At 68.5% G+C, this 15,766-nt stretch carries 17 protein-coding genes and 1 pseudogene; 9 read left to right on the top strand and 9 right to left on the bottom strand.

What is annotated here, in order from left to right; genetic code table 11:
* Positions 1-6: 6 nt before the first annotated feature.
* The 3 genes from A5707_RS01910 to A5707_RS01900 are packed head-to-tail and all read left to right on the top strand — an operon-like array spanning position 7 to position 2,353.
* A complete protein-coding gene (locus A5707_RS01910; RefSeq protein ID WP_065012835.1) occupies positions 7-1,152 on the top strand; it encodes an 8-amino-7-oxononanoate synthase in 1,146 nt (381 codons plus the stop codon).
* The gene (gene bioD, locus A5707_RS01905) at positions 1,149-1,829 is read left to right on the top strand and encodes a dethiobiotin synthase (protein WP_065012834.1); all 681 of its coding nucleotides are present in this window, start codon (positions 1,149-1,151) and stop codon (positions 1,827-1,829) included. The genes A5707_RS01910 and bioD overlap by 4 nt, the downstream gene beginning before the upstream one ends.
* On the top strand, positions 1,829-2,353 hold the full coding sequence (locus tag A5707_RS01900) for a 2'-5' RNA ligase family protein (protein WP_065012833.1): 525 nt from the start codon (positions 1,829-1,831) through the stop codon (positions 2,351-2,353). Before bioD ends, A5707_RS01900 begins: the two co-directional genes overlap by 1 nt.
* On the opposite strand, the gene A5707_RS01895 is transcribed toward A5707_RS01900, so the two are convergent.
* The 5 genes from A5707_RS01895 to A5707_RS01880 all read right to left on the bottom strand — a co-directional run bounded on the left by A5707_RS01895 (position 2,330) and on the right by A5707_RS01880 (position 6,931).
* Positions 2,330-3,676 (bottom strand): hypothetical protein, encoded by a 1,347-nt coding sequence (locus A5707_RS01895; protein WP_065012832.1) that lies wholly within the window; start codon positions 3,674-3,676, stop codon positions 2,330-2,332. The genes A5707_RS01900 and A5707_RS01895 overlap by 24 nt on opposite strands.
* Positions 3,673-4,044, bottom strand: a complete 372-nt coding sequence (locus A5707_RS01890; protein ID WP_065012831.1) for a hypothetical protein — start codon at positions 4,042-4,044, stop codon at positions 3,673-3,675. The genes A5707_RS01895 and A5707_RS01890 overlap by 4 nt, the downstream gene beginning before the upstream one ends.
* A 19-nt stretch (positions 4,045-4,063) precedes the next feature.
* A complete protein-coding gene (locus A5707_RS01885) occupies positions 4,064-5,821 on the bottom strand; it encodes a hypothetical protein (protein WP_419866378.1) in 1,758 nt (585 codons plus the stop codon).
* Positions 5,822-6,042: 221 nt separating this feature from the next.
* The gene (locus tag A5707_RS24045; protein WP_197495219.1) at positions 6,043-6,219 is read right to left on the bottom strand and encodes a hypothetical protein; all 177 of its coding nucleotides are present in this window, start codon (positions 6,217-6,219) and stop codon (positions 6,043-6,045) included.
* A 79-nt stretch (positions 6,220-6,298) separates the two neighbouring features.
* Positions 6,299-6,931 carry a TetR family transcriptional regulator gene (locus tag A5707_RS01880; protein ID WP_065012830.1) on the bottom strand — a complete coding sequence of 211 codons (633 nt, stop codon included), beginning with the start codon at positions 6,929-6,931 and terminating at the stop codon, positions 6,299-6,301.
* A gap of 54 nt (positions 6,932-6,985) precedes the next feature.
* On the opposite strand from A5707_RS01880, the gene bioB reads away from it, so the two are divergent.
* Genes bioB through A5707_RS01865 form a run of 3 tightly spaced genes read left to right on the top strand, consistent with a single transcriptional unit; the run spans position 6,986 to position 8,888 of the window.
* Positions 6,986-8,020, top strand: a complete 1,035-nt coding sequence (gene bioB, locus A5707_RS01875) for a biotin synthase BioB (RefSeq protein WP_065012829.1) — start codon at positions 6,986-6,988, stop codon at positions 8,018-8,020.
* On the top strand, positions 8,020-8,247 hold the full coding sequence (locus A5707_RS01870; RefSeq protein ID WP_065012828.1) for a hypothetical protein: 228 nt from the start codon (positions 8,020-8,022) through the stop codon (positions 8,245-8,247). Before bioB ends, A5707_RS01870 begins: the two co-directional genes overlap by 1 nt.
* The gene (locus A5707_RS01865; protein ID WP_065012827.1) at positions 8,244-8,888 is read left to right on the top strand and encodes a DUF2567 domain-containing protein; all 645 of its coding nucleotides are present in this window, start codon (positions 8,244-8,246) and stop codon (positions 8,886-8,888) included. Before A5707_RS01870 ends, A5707_RS01865 begins: the two co-directional genes overlap by 4 nt.
* Here the strand turns inward: A5707_RS01865 and A5707_RS01860 are convergent.
* Together A5707_RS01860 and A5707_RS01855 are read right to left on the bottom strand one after the other, a co-directional pair.
* Positions 8,854-10,194 (bottom strand): lipase family protein, encoded by a 1,341-nt coding sequence (locus A5707_RS01860; protein ID WP_065012826.1) that lies wholly within the window; start codon positions 10,192-10,194, stop codon positions 8,854-8,856. The genes A5707_RS01865 and A5707_RS01860 overlap by 35 nt on opposite strands.
* A gap of 46 nt (positions 10,195-10,240) precedes the next feature.
* Positions 10,241-10,939, bottom strand: a complete 699-nt coding sequence (locus tag A5707_RS01855) for an NUDIX hydrolase (protein ID WP_065012825.1) — start codon at positions 10,937-10,939, stop codon at positions 10,241-10,243.
* 98 nt (positions 10,940-11,037) lie between these two features.
* Between A5707_RS01855 and nadA the strand changes: the two genes are divergently transcribed.
* Genes nadA through nadC form a run of 3 tightly spaced genes read left to right on the top strand, consistent with a single transcriptional unit; the run spans position 11,038 to position 14,518 of the window.
* Positions 11,038-12,090 (top strand): quinolinate synthase NadA, encoded by a 1,053-nt coding sequence (gene nadA, locus A5707_RS01850; RefSeq protein ID WP_065012824.1) that lies wholly within the window; start codon positions 11,038-11,040, stop codon positions 12,088-12,090.
* Positions 12,090-13,661 carry an L-aspartate oxidase gene (locus tag A5707_RS01845; RefSeq protein WP_156657472.1) on the top strand — a complete coding sequence of 524 codons (1,572 nt, stop codon included), beginning with the start codon at positions 12,090-12,092 and terminating at the stop codon, positions 13,659-13,661. Before nadA ends, A5707_RS01845 begins: the two co-directional genes overlap by 1 nt.
* Positions 13,661-14,518, top strand: coding sequence for a carboxylating nicotinate-nucleotide diphosphorylase (nadC, locus tag A5707_RS01840; RefSeq protein ID WP_065012848.1), 858 nt, complete (start codon positions 13,661-13,663; stop codon positions 14,516-14,518). Before A5707_RS01845 ends, nadC begins: the two co-directional genes overlap by 1 nt.
* A 90-nt stretch (positions 14,519-14,608) precedes the next feature.
* Here the strand turns inward: nadC and A5707_RS01835 are convergent, their stop codons facing one another.
* Both A5707_RS01835 and A5707_RS01830 read right to left on the bottom strand, forming a co-directional pair.
* Positions 14,609-15,019, bottom strand: a complete 411-nt coding sequence (locus A5707_RS01835) for a nitroreductase family deazaflavin-dependent oxidoreductase (RefSeq protein ID WP_065012847.1) — start codon at positions 15,017-15,019, stop codon at positions 14,609-14,611.
* 143 nt (positions 15,020-15,162) lie between these two features.
* Positions 15,163-15,714 (bottom strand): annotated as a pseudogene (locus tag A5707_RS01830) (histidinol dehydrogenase); the annotation flags it as partial.
* Between the last annotated feature and the right edge of the window lie 52 nt (positions 15,715-15,766).

The raw sequence follows: 15,766 nt of genomic DNA, 5'->3' as shown, positions 1-15,766 counted from the left end.
ACGGCGATGAAGTCACCGATCGACCTTTCGCCGCTGGCCTGGCTGGACGCACACGCCGACCGGCGCCGCGATGCCGGGCTACGGCGTTCGCTGCGGCCGCGTCCACCGGTCGCCACCGAACTGGACCTGGCATCCAACGACTATCTGGGTCTGTCGCAGCATCCAGCCGTCATCGAGGGCGGGGTGGCTGCACTGCGGATCTGGGGCACCGGCGCGACCGGTTCCCGGCTGGTCACCGGTGACACCGAGTTGCACCAGGAATTGGAGGCTGCACTCGCCGAATTCACTGGCGCTGCAGCAGCTTTGGTGTTCTCGTCGGGATACACCGCCAACCTGGGCGCGGTCGTCGGATTGTCCGGTCCGGGTTCGTTGCTGGTTTCTGACGCCTACGCGCACGCCTCGCTGGTCGACGCGTGCCGATTGTCGCGGGCCCGGGTGGTGGTGACACCGCACCGCGACGTCGGCGCCGTGGCGGCGGCCCTGGCATCGCGCGACGAAGAGCGCGCCGTGGTCGTCACGGACTCGGTGTTTTCCGCCGATGGGTCACTGGCGCCGGTACGAGAACTGCACGAGGTGTGCCGTCGGCACGGCGCGCTGTTGATCGTCGACGAAGCTCACGGCCTCGGGGTCCGCGGCACCGGCGGGCGGGGCCTGGTGCACGAGCTCGGGCTGACCGGGGCGCCCGACGTGGTGATGACGACCACGCTGTCCAAAGCGCTCGGCAGCCAGGGCGGCGCGGTGCTCGGCTCGGCGGCGGTGCGTGATCATCTGATCGACGCCGCCCGGCCGTTCATCTTCGACACCGGGCTGGCGCCCGCGGCCGTCGGCGCTGCGCTGGCGGCGTTGCGGGTGCTGGCTGCCGAGCCGTGGCGGCCGCGAGCGGTACTCACCCATGCCCGCACCCTCGCCGAGATCTGCGCCGTACCAGCCGAACCCACCTCCGCGGTGGTGTCGGTGATTCTGGGCGACCCCGAGACGGCGCTGGCCGCGGCGGCCGCCTGTCTGGACGCCGGTGTGCGGGTGGGATGTTTCCGGCCTCCGACGGTGCCGGCCGGGACGTCTCGGCTGCGGCTGACCGCGCGGGCGTCGCTGGACGCCGACGAGCTCGGGTTGGCTCGCACGGTGCTGACCGACGTCCTGTCACGCCGTTGACGGTCCTGCTCGTCACCGGGACCGGGACCGGGGTCGGTAAGACGGTCGCCACCGCGGCGCTGGCCGCTCAGGCACGCCAGCTCGGCGTGGACGTTGCGGTATGCAAACCCGTACAGACCGGCACTGCCTCCGGCGACGACGACCTCGCCGACGTCACGCGGCTATCCGGAGTCGCCGCGGTGGCCGGCTTGGCGCGCTATCCGCAGCCGATGGCGCCGGTGGCCGCGGCCGAGCAGGCCGCCATGAGCCTGCCCACCCGCGACGACGTGGTGCAGTTCATCGGCGCCGTGGACCGCCCCCGTCGGTTGACTCTGGTCGAAGGCGCCGGCGGGTTGCTGGTCGAACTCGGCCAAGACGGGTTCACGCTGCGCGACATCGCGGCCGACCTCGGCGCCGCGGTGCTGGTGGTGGTCGCCGCCGGGCTCGGCACCCTCAACCACACCGCGCTGACACTGGAAGCCCTTGCAACACAGGATGTTTCCTGTGCTGGACTGGTGATCGGCAGCTGGCCGGCGGATGCCGGGCCGGTGGAGACGTCCAACCGGTGCGCGCTGGAGCAGCTGGCGCCGCTGCGGGCGGCGCTGCCCGCCGGCGCCGGATCGCTGACTCCCGCCGAGTTCGCCGCGATCAGCGCACAGACTTTCGACCGGCATTGGGTGACCACACTGGTCGGCTGATGGTTCATTCGATCGAGTTGGTTTTCGACCCCGATACCGAAGCGGCGATCCGTCGCATTTGGGTCGAGTTGGCCGACGCGGGCATCCCCAGCCAAGCGCCGGCGGCCCGCCCGCACGTGACGATGGTCGTCGCCCAGCGCATCGCGCCGGAAACAGATGCGCTGCTGAGCGCGGCCGTCGAGCGGCTACCGCTGAGCTGTGCGGTCGGGGCGTCGTTGCTGTTCGGCAGATCCAACGCCGTACTGGCGCGGCTGGTGGTGCCCACGGCTGAGCTACTGGCGATGCACGCTGAGGTCCACCGAGTCTGCCGGCCGCATCTGCAGTCTGCCCCGATGGCCAACAGCTTGCCCGGACAGTGGACCCCGCATGTCACACTGGCCCGTCGCATCGGCGGGGGCCACCTGGGCCGGGCATTGCGCATCGCGGGGCGACCGGCACAGATCGAGGGCCGCTTCGCTGCGCTGCGCCGCTGGGACGGCAACACGCGTGCCGAGTATCTGCTATCCGCCGAACAACAGATATAGCCCGGTGAAGGTGTAGCCGACCATGACCAGCATCATGGTCAGCTGGCCGGTGAGTTGATGGCCCGTCGGCAGCAGCCGTAATGCCTTGTCGTGGGCCGCAATTACCGCCACGATGTGTCCGGTCACCACGCAGGTCACCTTGATCACCGCCAGCAGCGCGGGATGCAAAGACAACACGTAGGCGACGTGCAAGTGCGCCAGTCCGAGCAGGTTCCAGCCGTGCCCGAGCGGGTCAGCCAACGCGAAGATGGCCTGCTGGCCGCGCTCCACCAGGTAGGACAGGTAGTGGGCGAAGATGTAGCCCACCACGATCGGGATCAACGAGTGCGCCATCTGCCCGGGCAACGCCCGACGCTGCTCACGGTCAACCCCGCCGGTTGCCCGCGCGGCCAACGAAAACGTCAGCGCCACAACGGCGATGAAGACCAGCAACCCGATGGTGCGCAGCGCCGACGACGACAGCGTCACCGGCAAGCCGTGTGCATCGTGGGTGAGCCGGTCGGCGAAGCCGCGCCAGGTCGGCGACGCCGAGTAACTGTCGAACGCCGTCGACCCGAGCAACACGGCCAGCACCGCGACCACGCCCGGACGAACCGGCAACGACGGCAAATGATCGAACGGGTTGCCGATCACGATTTTGCCGGTGTCGCGGTTGCGCCGAAACGGGGAAAGCCGGGACACCGCCATGCTGTAGACGCCGAACGGGTCCGCCCGGGCCAGCCAACGCTGCCCGCACAACCATGCCCCGACCAACAGCACCACCGCATAGATCAACAGCCACGTGTTGACCATGGGCAGCGACGCGGGATTCGGGCTGGCCAGTTCCATCCACACAAACGCGAACAAGCCCACCGCGGCGGGGCGGTAGCCCCAGCTTTCCGGATAGGAAATCCGCGGCCCACGAAGCCGCGCGGGGGTGATGCGGATCAGCAGCAGATACAGCGTGCGCACCGGGGAGATCACCCGCCATACCGGCCCGAAGACCACGGAGAGTGCCACCAACCCGACCCACAGCAGTACGTAGAACACCCCGAGCAGCGCGTTGGCTTGCGTGTGTGGACCCCACAGCCCGGCCATCACGACCCAGGCCGCGAACATCAGCGCCACGGCGGCTGCAATCCAGCGGGTGACGCGGGCATCCACCAGCGTGGTCACTGCGGTCGGCAACGGGCGGCCGGGTTTGAGTGGGTCGAATCGTGGCTGCCGCCAAGCGAATGCAACCAGCGCGAAGGTAAAGGTCAACGCCCACGCCGCCCCGACCATCGCGTAGGCGTAGGGGACAGGAAGGTCGCTCGAGCCGCCCAGCCCGTGCGCCAGGATCACGGACGGACTTGGATTGTCGCGACTGTCCGGTCCAGGTGATGCAGCTCGACGTCGACGTTGCCCGGGACGTCGACGCTGAATTGGAACGTCTGGTCCGGCGCGGCCGCCACCTGGAATTCGTGATCGGGTACCGAGTGCACGTGTAGCTCGTCGGTGGCGTCGCTGGTGACGTGGAAGGTGATCTGTTCTTTGACTTTGGCCTGCAGGGTCGCGTTGGTCGGAGTGACCTTGCCGTCAGCGATGGTGACTTTGACCTCGAGTCCCGCCGGCGAGCCTGCGCTGCCCTCGTCCTGGTGACCTCCGCATGCGACCAGCCCCGAAACCAGCACCACGACAACAACTATCGCAAGGGCAGCGCGAGATATCATGTGCACCAATCTATTCCGGTTATGCCGCCTGTTTCGGCGAATGCCTGGCCGCCGCCTCCTCGGGCTGTCCGGGATCGTTGTCGGCTGCGTTGATGCGGCCCGCGCCCCAGGTCAGGCCGGCGACCACCATCAGCGTGAAGATCAGTACGACGATCCCGCCGGCGGTGAACAACCACGCCGGCACGCTTGGGTCCCGCTCGCGCTGCAGAATCGTGACTTCGAGCACAAACGGACGGGTGCTGGACGCCAACGCGGGAATCTCCGGTGCGGGAATCGCGTCGTCGGCTGGGGCCCAGATCGGCACCGCAGTCATCGTGTAACCGTCTTGCACGCGCAACAACGTCTTCCACGACCCCCACACCGGAACCGGCTGGGTGGACTTGTAGTGCCCGGGGCCGACCCGCTCGAGCGAATCGATGAACAAGCCCCGATGATGCTCCATGCGCCCCTGCCAGGACAGGATCGTGAGCCAGTCCGGGTGCTCGCTCACCAGGTTGGGCGGATTGATCTGTACGTCCGCGGAGACCAGTCGTTCTCCAGGTGGGCTGGGCAGGTCGGTGAGCGTGATCGTGGCGGTGTCCTGTTGGGGTACCCGGATATGCAGTCCATTGGCTACCGCGCCGCCGAGCACCAGCACCGTGACCACGACGGTCGCGATACCGATCGCTCTGCCCGGCAGGCGTCGGCCGGTCAGCACCATGCCGAACATCGCCGCGCATATCCCGGTCAGCACCGCCGCCGGCACCGCCATCGCCAGGGCCGCGCCCCACATCGTGACCGGCCACGGGTAGTGGTAGACCGCGCCGATCCACAACGACTCCAGCCACAGCCCGACGGTGCCCACACCCAAACCGCCGACAGCGCCGAACAGAATCGGGCGTCGGACCAGCGGAGTAAGGCCCAGCAACTCGACGACCACCGCCGGCCCCAGATACAGCGGGAACCAGTTGATCGGGGCGCCCAGGATCGGCCCGACCAGCACCGCCACGCCGGCGCGCAGCGCAATCGCAAACAGGGCCGCGATGATTGCCGCGCCGCGGCCCATCGTCAGCCGTGCCGCGATGGTGCCGATGGCTGCGGCGGCGGCGATCAGCATGGGCTGGAACACCAACCGGAACTGTGGGACACCGAAGTCGAACTCGATCTGATAGACCGACATGCCGATCAGCAACCCGCCGAACGACAAGTAGCGCAGGAATCTGATGAACCGGCGCTCCTCTTTTGCGAACGCACCTTGCTCAGGCGTGTCCGGTAATGCCCGGCCGCCTTCGTATTCCAGCATCAGCACCGCGAACAGGGAGAAACCGGCCCCGCCGATCATCATCAAATGCGTTGGGCCCCAGAGCGTAACGTCCTGGCCGAAGATGCGGTGCCAAATATCGTCGAGAGGGAAGCCGATCAACGCATACATGCCGCAGCCGGCCATCAGCAAGCCGCCAACGGGCGCGTACCAGTCGTTTGTGATGCGCATCGCGGCCGGTCCTGGCTTCTCGAACGGCATCACCACCGCCAACATGCCGGCGAGGAAGATCCCGAACAGACCGATCACGATGAAGTAGTGCGCGGGGTTGGCCAACGGCCCGGGGTCACGGCCGTTGCCGATATGCCAGCTGACGTCCCAGATAAAGCCGAACAGTGCGCAGATGATCGAGGTGGTGAACACCAGAACAGGCAGGGCGACCCACGAGGGCCGGTCGAACTTCTGTCCCAGTCGCTCGCCGACGCTGGTCAGCCAACTGATCTTGTGCGTGCGGTGGGCATAGCCGACCCACAGCATCACCAGAGCTACCACCGCCGCGGCGATCCCGAGACCGATCACCTGGCCGATACCGGCACCGCCTGCGGGTGCCTCTGCGAGAACAGCTACGTGCACCGCTATCTCCTCCCAATTGCGCCGGGCCGCCCCGGGAGAACTGATCGCCTAGAGGTAACTGACTTCACAGTAGGTTGCCGATCCACCCCGAATTGAAACTTCGGGAGATTCGACCGCAGACCCGGTCACTTGGGCTGGTCGTCGGCCTGTCGACGGGCCTCCGGTTGTGGCCGGCGCCGGTCTCGCAGCGCGACGTACAACACCACACCGACGACGATCACCGCCGGCAGGAAGGCAGGAAGCGCCAGCAGCAGGTAATGATGCGCCATGTAGTCGACGTGCGAAGTGCTGAGTGTCGTCATGCTCTCGGCGATCCTGGCTTCATAAAACCGGTCGGTGTCTCACCGCTACCGGCCAAGCTACCCCGCCAGGACGACCGGCTTACCGCGGCGCGTTGGCGCCGACCGTGTCGGGCGACACCCGGCCGGCCGCCGGCTGGCCCGCGATGCCGTCGATGAGCAACCGCAGCCCGAAGTCGAATCCGCTACTTGGATTCGCTGATGGCGCGATCACCGACTGCGTCTCGGGTACCGCGCCGGCGGCGTCCCACTGCATACGGGATTGCTCGTCGGCGGTGGCTCCGAGTACGTAGTAGAGGATGGTGCGGGCGGCCAACTCGGACTGTGCCGGGGCGAGCCCGGCTTCGGCGGCCGCACCGGCCAGCGCCGTCAGCAGGTGGCCGACGCCGCGGGATTGCCCAGCCGCAAAGCTTGCCGAGACCAGCTCAGCGCCGTCGGTGTGGGATAGCAGCGCATCGCGCATTCGTGAGCACACGCTGCGCACCCGAGAACGCCAATCGAGATCGGCGCCGAGGCCGGCGTCGACGTCGGCCGGCCGCAGTATGTGGTCGGCGACGGCGCCCAGTAGCCGCTGTTTGTCCGGAAAATGCCAGTACAGCGCACCCGGCGTGATGCCCAGTTCCCGCGCCAGCCGCCGCATGGTCAGGTCGGCGATCCCGTACTGGTCGAGGATCGCGGCGGCGGCTTCGATGACGTCACGTTTGTGCAGCTGCACGCCGCTAGCCTAACCTGAACACCGTTCAAGTAAGGCAGCGACGGGAGTACGTGGGTGACCCAGGCGGCGACGCGACCGACCACCGATACCGGCAGCACAGACATCCTTCACGTCGCGCGACAGCAGGTGCTGACGCGCGGGGAGGGCCTGAGCCAGGACCAGGTGCTGCAAGTGCTGCAGCTGCCCGACGACCGGCTCGAGGAGTTGCTGGCGCTGGCGCACGAGGTACGGATGGCCTGGTGCGGGCCCGAGGTCGAAGTCGAGGGGATCATCAGCCTGAAAACCGGTGGCTGCCCGGAAGATTGCCACTTCTGTTCTCAATCGGGGCTGTTCGCTTCGCCGGTGCGCAGCGCCTGGCTGGACATCCCGAGCCTGGTCGAGGCGGCCAAGCAAACCGCCAAGACCGGCGCCACCGAGTTCTGCATCGTGGCCGCGGTCCGCGGACCCGACGAGCGCCTGCTCGCGCAGGTGGCCGCCGGCATCGAAGCAATTCGTAACGAGGTCGACATTCAGATCGCCTGCTCGCTGGGGATGCTGACCCAGGAGCAAGTGGACCGGCTGGCGGCGATGGGCGTCCATCGCTACAACCACAATCTGGAGACCGCCCGCTCGCATTTCCCCAACGTCGTCACCACCCACAGTTGGGAAGAGCGTTGGGACACCCTGTCGATGGTGCGTGAGGCGGGGATGGAGGTGTGCTGCGGCGGCATTCTCGGGATGGGGGAGACGCTCGAGCAGCGCGCGGAGTTCGCCGCCAATCTGGCCGATCTCGACCCCGACGAGGTGCCGTTGAATTTCCTGAATCCCCGGCCCGGCACCCCGTTCGGCGACCTGGAGGTCCTGCCGGCCGCCGACGCGCTGCGAGCCGTGGCCGCCTTCCGTCTGGCCCTGCCGCGCACCATGCTGCGCTTCGCCGGCGGCCGGGAGATCACCCTGGGCGATCTGGGCGCCAAACAAGGCATCCTGGGCGGCATCAACGCCGTGATCATCGGGAACTACCTGACCACGCTGGGCCGTCCGGCCGAGGCCGACCTGGAACTGCTCGACGACCTGCAGATGCCGATCAAGGCGCTCAACGCCAGCCTGTGATGGTCGTGGATCTGCCCGGTCCGGTCGGGGCCGGCGTCTATAACGTCTACACCGGAGCCAAGGCGGGCACGTCGGTACCCACGGCGGCCCAGCTGGGTTTGGAGCCGCCGCGATTCTGCGCCGAATGCGGCCGCCGAATGGTGGTGCAGGTCCGTCCCGACGGCTGGTGGGCGAAATGTTCCCGCCACGGACAGGTGGACTCGGCCGAATTGGAAGCCCAGCGGTGACCGAACCTGCCGGTCCGCCGGCCGCTGCGCCCCGCACCTCGCTGCGACGGGCGGTCCTTTCCGTCGTGCTCGGCTTGCTGCTGACGGGGGTGTCGATCGGTGCGCTGTGGGCGTGGCTGGCCCCGGCCATCCACGGCGTGGTGGCGCTCACCCGCGACGGCGACCGGGTCCACGACTACCTCGGCAACGAATCCGACCACTTCTTCGTCGCCGCGTTTCTGATGCTCGGACTGTTGAATGTGGTCGCAGTGCTGGCGGCGGTGCTGTCATGGCAGTGGCGGGCGCACCGCGGCCCGGGCATGGTCGGCGCGCTGTGCATCGGGATGGTGACCGCCGCGGCGGCGGCCACCACGGTTGGGGCGCTGCTGGTCCACATGCACTACGGCGCAACCGATTTCGCCGCCGCTCCGGTGACCGAACAGCACCGGGTGTATTACTTCACCGAGGCGCCGCCGGTGTTCTTCGGCCAGGCGCCGCTGCACATCGCGTGCACCCTGCTGTTGCCCGTTGCCACCACCGCGCTGGTGTACGCCGTGCTGGCCGCTGCGACTGCGCGCGACGACCTCGGTGGCTATCCCGCGATCGAACCGCGGCTGCCCCAGCCGGTCACAGCGGACGCCGCTCCACCGTCCGCCCAGTGATCACCTTGGCCGCGATCACGGCCAGGCGCGCCATGCCGGTGTAGGTGGCCGGGTTGAACATGGTCGGCCACTTTGTCCTCGCCCGCCGAGTGTCCACGGGCCGTCGGGCGAAGCGGTCCTGCAACCAGCGCAGCGTCATCGGCGCCGACAGTGGATGCAGCAGCAGATGTTCGCAGAACGCGTCGCGGTGGTAGGTGACGTCGGCGCCGCCGGCCGAGTAGGCATCGGCCAGCTCGTCGATGTCGTCGACGTTGATGATGTAGTCGTGCACGGCCTGCACGATCAGCACGGGCGGCGTCGGCACCGTCGTACCGAGCTTGATGCTGTCGAAGACCTTTTGGACCTCCGGCATATCCAGGACCTCGTTGAGCGGCCGGTCGAGGTAGGCGCCCATGTCCTTGCGCACCATCCGCAGCACGGCGCCCAGGGTGGTCATCGTCTCCAGCCGGCACAACAGCGCGCGGCCCTCATCGTTGGCGTGCTCTTTGATCACGCGGTCCAGGTCGGGGTAGATGTGCGCGAGCGCGGCCACCACCAGCGCGGGCAAACCGGAAAACAGGCTGCCGTTGAGCTTGCGGAAGGTGCTGCCCAGGTCGCCGACCGGAGACCCGAGCACCGCGCCGGCCACGTCGAGCTCGGGCGCGTAGTCGGCGCAGACCTCCGTCGCCCAGGCGGTCGCCAGCCCGCCGCCGGAGTATCCCCAGAGTCCGACCGGCGCGGACGGGGACAGTCCCAGGCGCTCCGAGCTCAGCGCGGCCCGCACCCCGTCGAGCACGCAATAGCCCGGCTCGTACGGCGCGCCCCACCAGCCGTGCGGCCCTTCGTGGTCGGGCACCGAGACCGCCCAGCCCTCGGCCAGGGCCGCGTTGACCAGTAAGAATTCCAGCTGCGCAAACGAGCCGACGGCGTGGGCGTGGCGGCGCAGCGCATAGGACGGAAAACAGCGCGAGGACACCGAGTCGATCGCGCACTGATAGGACAGCAGCGGGCAGACCTGGCCCGGCTTGACGTCGGCGGGCACAAGCACGGTGGTCACCGTCGTCTGCGGATCGCCGTTGCGGTCCGTGGTCCGATACAGCAGCTGTGTGGCGGTGATGGGCTGCGGGATCAGACCCAGAAACGCCAGTTCGACGTCGCGCGAGCGCAGTACGGTCCCCGGCACGGCGTGCTCGAAGCCTGGTGGCGGCTGGTAGAACGGGTCCTTCGACGGCAGGACGGGGCGAGCCTTGGGTTGCAACTCCTCATGCTGGGGCCGGCCGATCCACTCGGCGCCGGTCGATGTGGTCGCGAGGCTGCCAATGTCCATCGGGGCATTGTTACTTAAGAAGGCTTTAAGAATCCAGTCGACTCGCTTAAGTCGTGCCCGGCGGCCGCAGCGCGGCAAACTGGTCGGTGACCCGCAACTGCGTGTCGGTGAAGCGGTGCAGCGCCGCCGGGCGACCGCCACTGCGCCCAGATTGCGCGATGGTGCCGGTCTGCGTAATGACGCCGCGGCGAGCCAGCACCCGCTGCAGGTTGGTCGCATCGACCTGGTAGCCCAGTGCCGCGCTGTAGATGTCGCGCAGTGTCGACACAGCGAATTCCCTTGGCGCCAGCGCAAATCCGATATTCGTGTACGACATTTTGGCGACCAGCCGGGCTCGGGCGTGGTCCACCATCGGCCCGTGGTCGAACGCCATGGTCGGAAGTTTGGCCGCCGGATGCCACCTGGTGTCCGGCGGTAGTTCCGGCGTGGCGGGGGAGGGCACCAGGCCCAAAAACGTCGACGCGATGGTGCGGGTGGCCGGCACCCGGGCTGGATCGGAAAACACAGCGAGTTGCTCCAAGTGAGCGACTTCACGCAGGTCAACCTTCTCGGCCAACTGTCGTCGAACCGAGGTCGTCATGTCCTCGTCGTGGCGCAGCCGCCCGCCGGGCAGCGACCACGCACCCCGCTCCGGATCGCGAGCCCGTTCCCACAGCAGCACGTTGAGCTGGGGTTTCCCCGATTCGAGCCCGCGAACCTGGAACACGACAGCGAGAACCTCATGCTCGGTGCTAGTATGAACCACGTTTTCGATTGTAAGTCGAAAACCTGATCGGCGCGAAAGGAACGGGCGATAACCCGCGCCAGCGACGATGCGAAGCGAAGCGATGAGGAGGAACGGCGATGACGGAAATCCTGAATCGCGCGGACGCGCTCAGCGACGAATTGCTCGCGCGTATCACCGACTCACCCACCGGTTACTCCGGTGTGGACGCCGACGAACTGTGGGCCGCGGAGATCCGCCGGTTGGCCGACCTGCGTGGCGCGACGATCCTGGCGCACAACTACCAACTGCCGGCGATCCAGGACATCGCCGACCACGTCGGCGACTCGCTGGCGCTGTCGCGGGTCGCGGCCGAGGCACCCGAAGACACCATCGTGTTCTGCGGTGTGCACTTCATGGCCGAGACGGCCAAGATCCTCAGCCCCGACAAGACGGTTCTGATCCCCGACCAGCGGGCCGGCTGCTCACTGGCGGATTCGCTCACCCCCGAGGATCTGCAGTCCTGGAAGGACGACCACCCGGGTGCCGTCGTCGTCTCCTATGTCAATACCAGTGCGGCGGTGAAAGCGCTTACCGACATCTGCTGCACGTCGTCGAATGCCGTCGACGTGGTGGCGTCGATAGCCCCCGACCGTGAGGTGTTGTTCTGCCCCGACCAGTTCCTCGGCGCCCACGTACGCCGGGTGACCGGACGCCAGAACATCCACGTGTGGGCCGGCGAATGCCACGTGCACGCCGGCATCAACGGCGACGAACTCGCCGATCAGGCCCGTGCGCATCCCGACGCGGAGCTGTTCGTCCATCCCGAATGTGGTTGCGCCACTTCGGCTCTGTATCTGGCCGGTGAGGGCGCGTTTCCGGAAGAGCGGGTGAAGATCTTGTCCACCGGCGGCATGCTCGACGCCGCGCGAACGACCGGGGCTCGTCAGGTGCTGGTCGCTACCGAGGTGGGGATGCTGTATCAACTTCGCAATGCGGCCCCTCAGGTCGATTTCCAGGCGGTCAACGACCGTGCGTCGTGCAAGTTCATGAAGATGATCACCCCTGCGGCGCTGCTGCGCTGTTTGGTCGAAGGCGCCGACGAAGTCGACGTCGAGGCCGAAACCGCAAGCCTGGCACGGCAAAGCGTGCAGCGGATGATCGCCATCGGCCAGCCCGGCGGCGGCGAATGATCACTCAGCCGGCCTGGCAGCAGCGCGCCGATGTCGTTGTCATCGGCACCGGGGTCGCGGGCCTGGCCGCGGCATTGGCTGCGCAACGGGCCGGGCAGCGTGTGGTCGTGTTGTCCAAGGCCGACCGCACGCCCGGGGTCACCGCCACCCACTACGCGCAGGGCGGGATCGCGGTGGTGCTGCCCGATACCGGGGATTCGGTAGCCGCCCACGTCGCCGACACCCTGGCTGCCGGTGCCGGCCTGTGCGATCCCGATGCGGTGGCCTCGATCGTCGCCGACGGCTACCGGGCCGTGTCCGAATTGGTCGGCAACGGTGCACGATTCGACGAGGCCCGGCCGGGGCAGTGGGCGCTGACCCGCGAAGGCGGACATTCGCGCCGGCGTATTGTGCACGCCGGCGGTGACGCGACTGGCGCCGAGGTGCAACGGGTGCTCGACCATGCCGGGCGCGTGCTGGACATCCGTATCAACCACGCAGTGCTGCGAGTGCTGCACGACGACTTATCTGTGACCGGCGTGTTGGCCGCCAATGCCGACGGGCTCGGCATCATTCACGCGCCGTCGGTGATCCTGGCCACCGGCGGATTGGGCCATCTCTACGCCGCGACCACCAACCCGGAAGGCTCCACCGGGGACGGCATCGCGCTGGCGCTGTGGGCCGGCGTGGCGGTCAGCGACATCGAGTTCATCCAGTTCCACCCGACCATGCTGTACGACGGCCACAGCGGCGGACGCCGCCCCCTGGTCACCGAGGCCATCCGCGGCGAGGGCGCGGTTTTGATTGATGCTCAAGGTGATTCGATAACCGCCGGTGTGCATCCGATGGGGGATCTGGCGCCGCGTGACGTCGTCGCCGCCGCGATCGACGCGCGGCTGCGGGCCACCGGCGACCCGTGTGTCTACCTCGACGCTCGTGCCATCGCCGGCTTCGAGACCCGCTTCCCGACCGTGACCGCGGCATGCCGGGCCGCCGGCATCGACCCGGTGCGGCAACCGATTCCGGTCGTTCCGGGCGCGCACTACAGCTGCGGCGGTGTCGTCACCGACGTCGACGGGCTGACCGAGCTTCCCGGGCTGTTCGCCGCCGGCGAGGTGGCGCGAACCGGGATGCACGGCGCTAACCGGCTGGCCTCCAACAGCTTGCTGGAAGGCCTGGTCGTCGGTGGGCGGGCCGGACGGGCAGCGGCGCAGCATGCGGCCACGGCCGGGCCGTCACACGCCCAGCTGCCCGCGTTGTCGGCCGCTGCAGCCTTGGCGCGCAACGGCTTACAGGGCGCGATGACCCGGGATGCCTCGGTGGTCCGCGACGCCGACGGTCTGCACCGACTGGCGGACACACTTTCGGCGGCGCCGGTGCGCAATCTCCGGAGCCGTATCGACCTCGAAGACGCCGCATTGACCGTGACTGCCCGCGCGGTGGCCGCGGCCGCGTTGGCTCGGGAGGAGAGCCGCGGCTGCCATCATCGCGCCGAATACCCGCAGGCGGCTCCTAGCGAGGCGCGCAGCGTCGTCGTCCGGCTGGCCGAGGACAACACCGTGCACGCCGCGGCGCTGGCTGCGGTGTGCTGATGGCCCTCGCGGAGTGCGAGCTGGCCGAGGCGCGTGCCACGATCGGCCGTGCGCTCGAGGAAGACCTGCGCTACGGGCCGGACATCACGACGCTCGCGACGGTGCCCGAAGGGGTAATGGCCACTGCGTCGCTGATCACCCGCGAGCCCGGGGTGATCGCGGGCGTCGACGTCGCGCTGCTGGTGCTCGACGAGGTGCTGGGTCCCGACGGGTATCGGGTGATCGATCGCGTCGAGGACGGCACCCCGCTGCAGCCGGGCGAGTCGCTGCTGACGGTGGAGGCGCTCACGCTGGGCTTGCTCACCGCGGAGCGGACCATGCTCAACCTGGTATGCCATCTGTCCGGGATCGCCACCACGACGGCCGCGTGGGTCGAGGCTGTGCACGGCACCAGCGCGAAGATCCGCGATACACGCAAGACGTTGCCCGGTCTGCGCGCGCTGCAGAAGTACGCCGTCCGGGTGGGCGGCGGCGTCAACCACCGGATGGGGCTCGGCGACGCGGCGTTGATCAAGGACAACCACGTCGCCGCGGCCGGATCGGTAGTCGCGGCGCTGCGCGCCGTGCGAGCCACTGCACCCGATCTGCCGTGCGAGGTCGAAGTCGACTCGCTCGAGCAGCTCGACCAGATATTGGCCGAGGAACCGGAATTGGTGTTGCTGGACAACTTCCCGGTCTGGCAGACCCAGACGGCGGTGCAGCGCCGTAACGCCCACGCGCCGGCGGTCAAACTGGAGTCCTCCGGTGGACTGTCACTGGACAATGCGGCGGCCTACGCCGGTACCGGCGTGGACTATCTCGCCGTCGGCGCACTCACCCATTCGGTGCGCGTGCTGGACGTCGGCCTGGATATGTAGCAGCGTCGGGGTCGCCAGCACCGCGAAACAGAAGCCCGGGTCGTGATTCGTCCGAGAACGCAGCCCTGGCTTCTGTCTGGCGGCTCTGGCTCAGGCGATATCAGCGACCAAGACCGCGACCCGGCGCCCTTGTACGCGAGCCAGCCAGGGCAGCCCGTCGCCGTCGCTGCCGGGGGGCAGGATCCGCGGGTTGGTGAGGTGCACCTCACGGCGGGAAATCCGCAGGTCGGCCTCACCGGCGGCCAGCACGTTTTTCACCCAGTCGGCCTTGCCGTGGCCCAGTGCGATGGCCAGCAGGTTGCCTTTGCGATAGGTCGTCACGACCGTTTCGTAGGGCTTACCGGACTTGCGACCTCGGTGTTTGATGATCGAGGTACCGGGCAGGAAACGCGCGACCTTCTTCACCACCGGGTTCATGTACTTGATCTGCAACCGGTCCAACCAGGGCGGGAAGATAACCGGCAGCTTTGCGTCGTCGTTCGGGCGGTCGGTGGCGGACATGGCGGTCACTGTACCGCTCGGATAACCATTTGGCCTGCTCTGGGAGAATGGTCAGCGTGACCCTGATGGCCCGCATCGACCTGCGCGGCGCCGACTTGTCCGCCGCCCGGCTGCGCGCCGCGTTGCCGCGCGGTGGCGCCGACGTCGACGCCGAGCAGCCGGGCGGCGGCCAGGATCGTCGGGTGCGGCAGGCCGCCATACGCGGCCTGCGGCGGGCTGGCCACCACCAGCGACCCGACGCCGGCGGCCTGCGCCGGCACGACGTTCATCACCACGCTCGACGGGTACACCGCGTTGCCGCCCGGTACGTACAGACCGACTCGCTCGACGGGAACCCAGCGCTCGGTGACCGTCGCGCCCGGACCCAAGGTCGTGGTGTGATCGGCCCGCCGCTGATCAGCGTGTACGGCGCGGGCGCGGTCGATCGCCACCTGCAGCGCGTCGCGGACGTCGGCCGCCAGACCGGCCAGCGCGGTGGCCAGCTCGGCGGAGGGCACTCGGATGGCCGATGGCCGCACCCCGTCGAAGGACTCGCCGAAGTCCAGCGCGGCCCAGGCGCCCCGCTCGGCGACCGCCTCGACGATCGGCCGCACGGTCGGCAGCACAGCGTCGACGTCGGCGCCACCGCGCGGCAACGCGGCGCGCAGCCGGGCGGCGGACAAGTCGGCGCCGCGCAGGTCGATGCGGGCCATCAGGGTCACGCTGACCATTCTCCCAGAGCAGGCCAAATGGTTATCCGAGCGGTAC

Source organism: Mycobacterium kyorinense, from assembly GCF_001672775.1.
Taxonomy (GTDB): domain Bacteria; phylum Actinomycetota; class Actinomycetes; order Mycobacteriales; family Mycobacteriaceae; genus Mycobacterium; species Mycobacterium kyorinense_A.
Note: the sequence above shows the minus strand (reverse complement) of the source record. Positions and strands in the feature narration are given on the sequence as shown.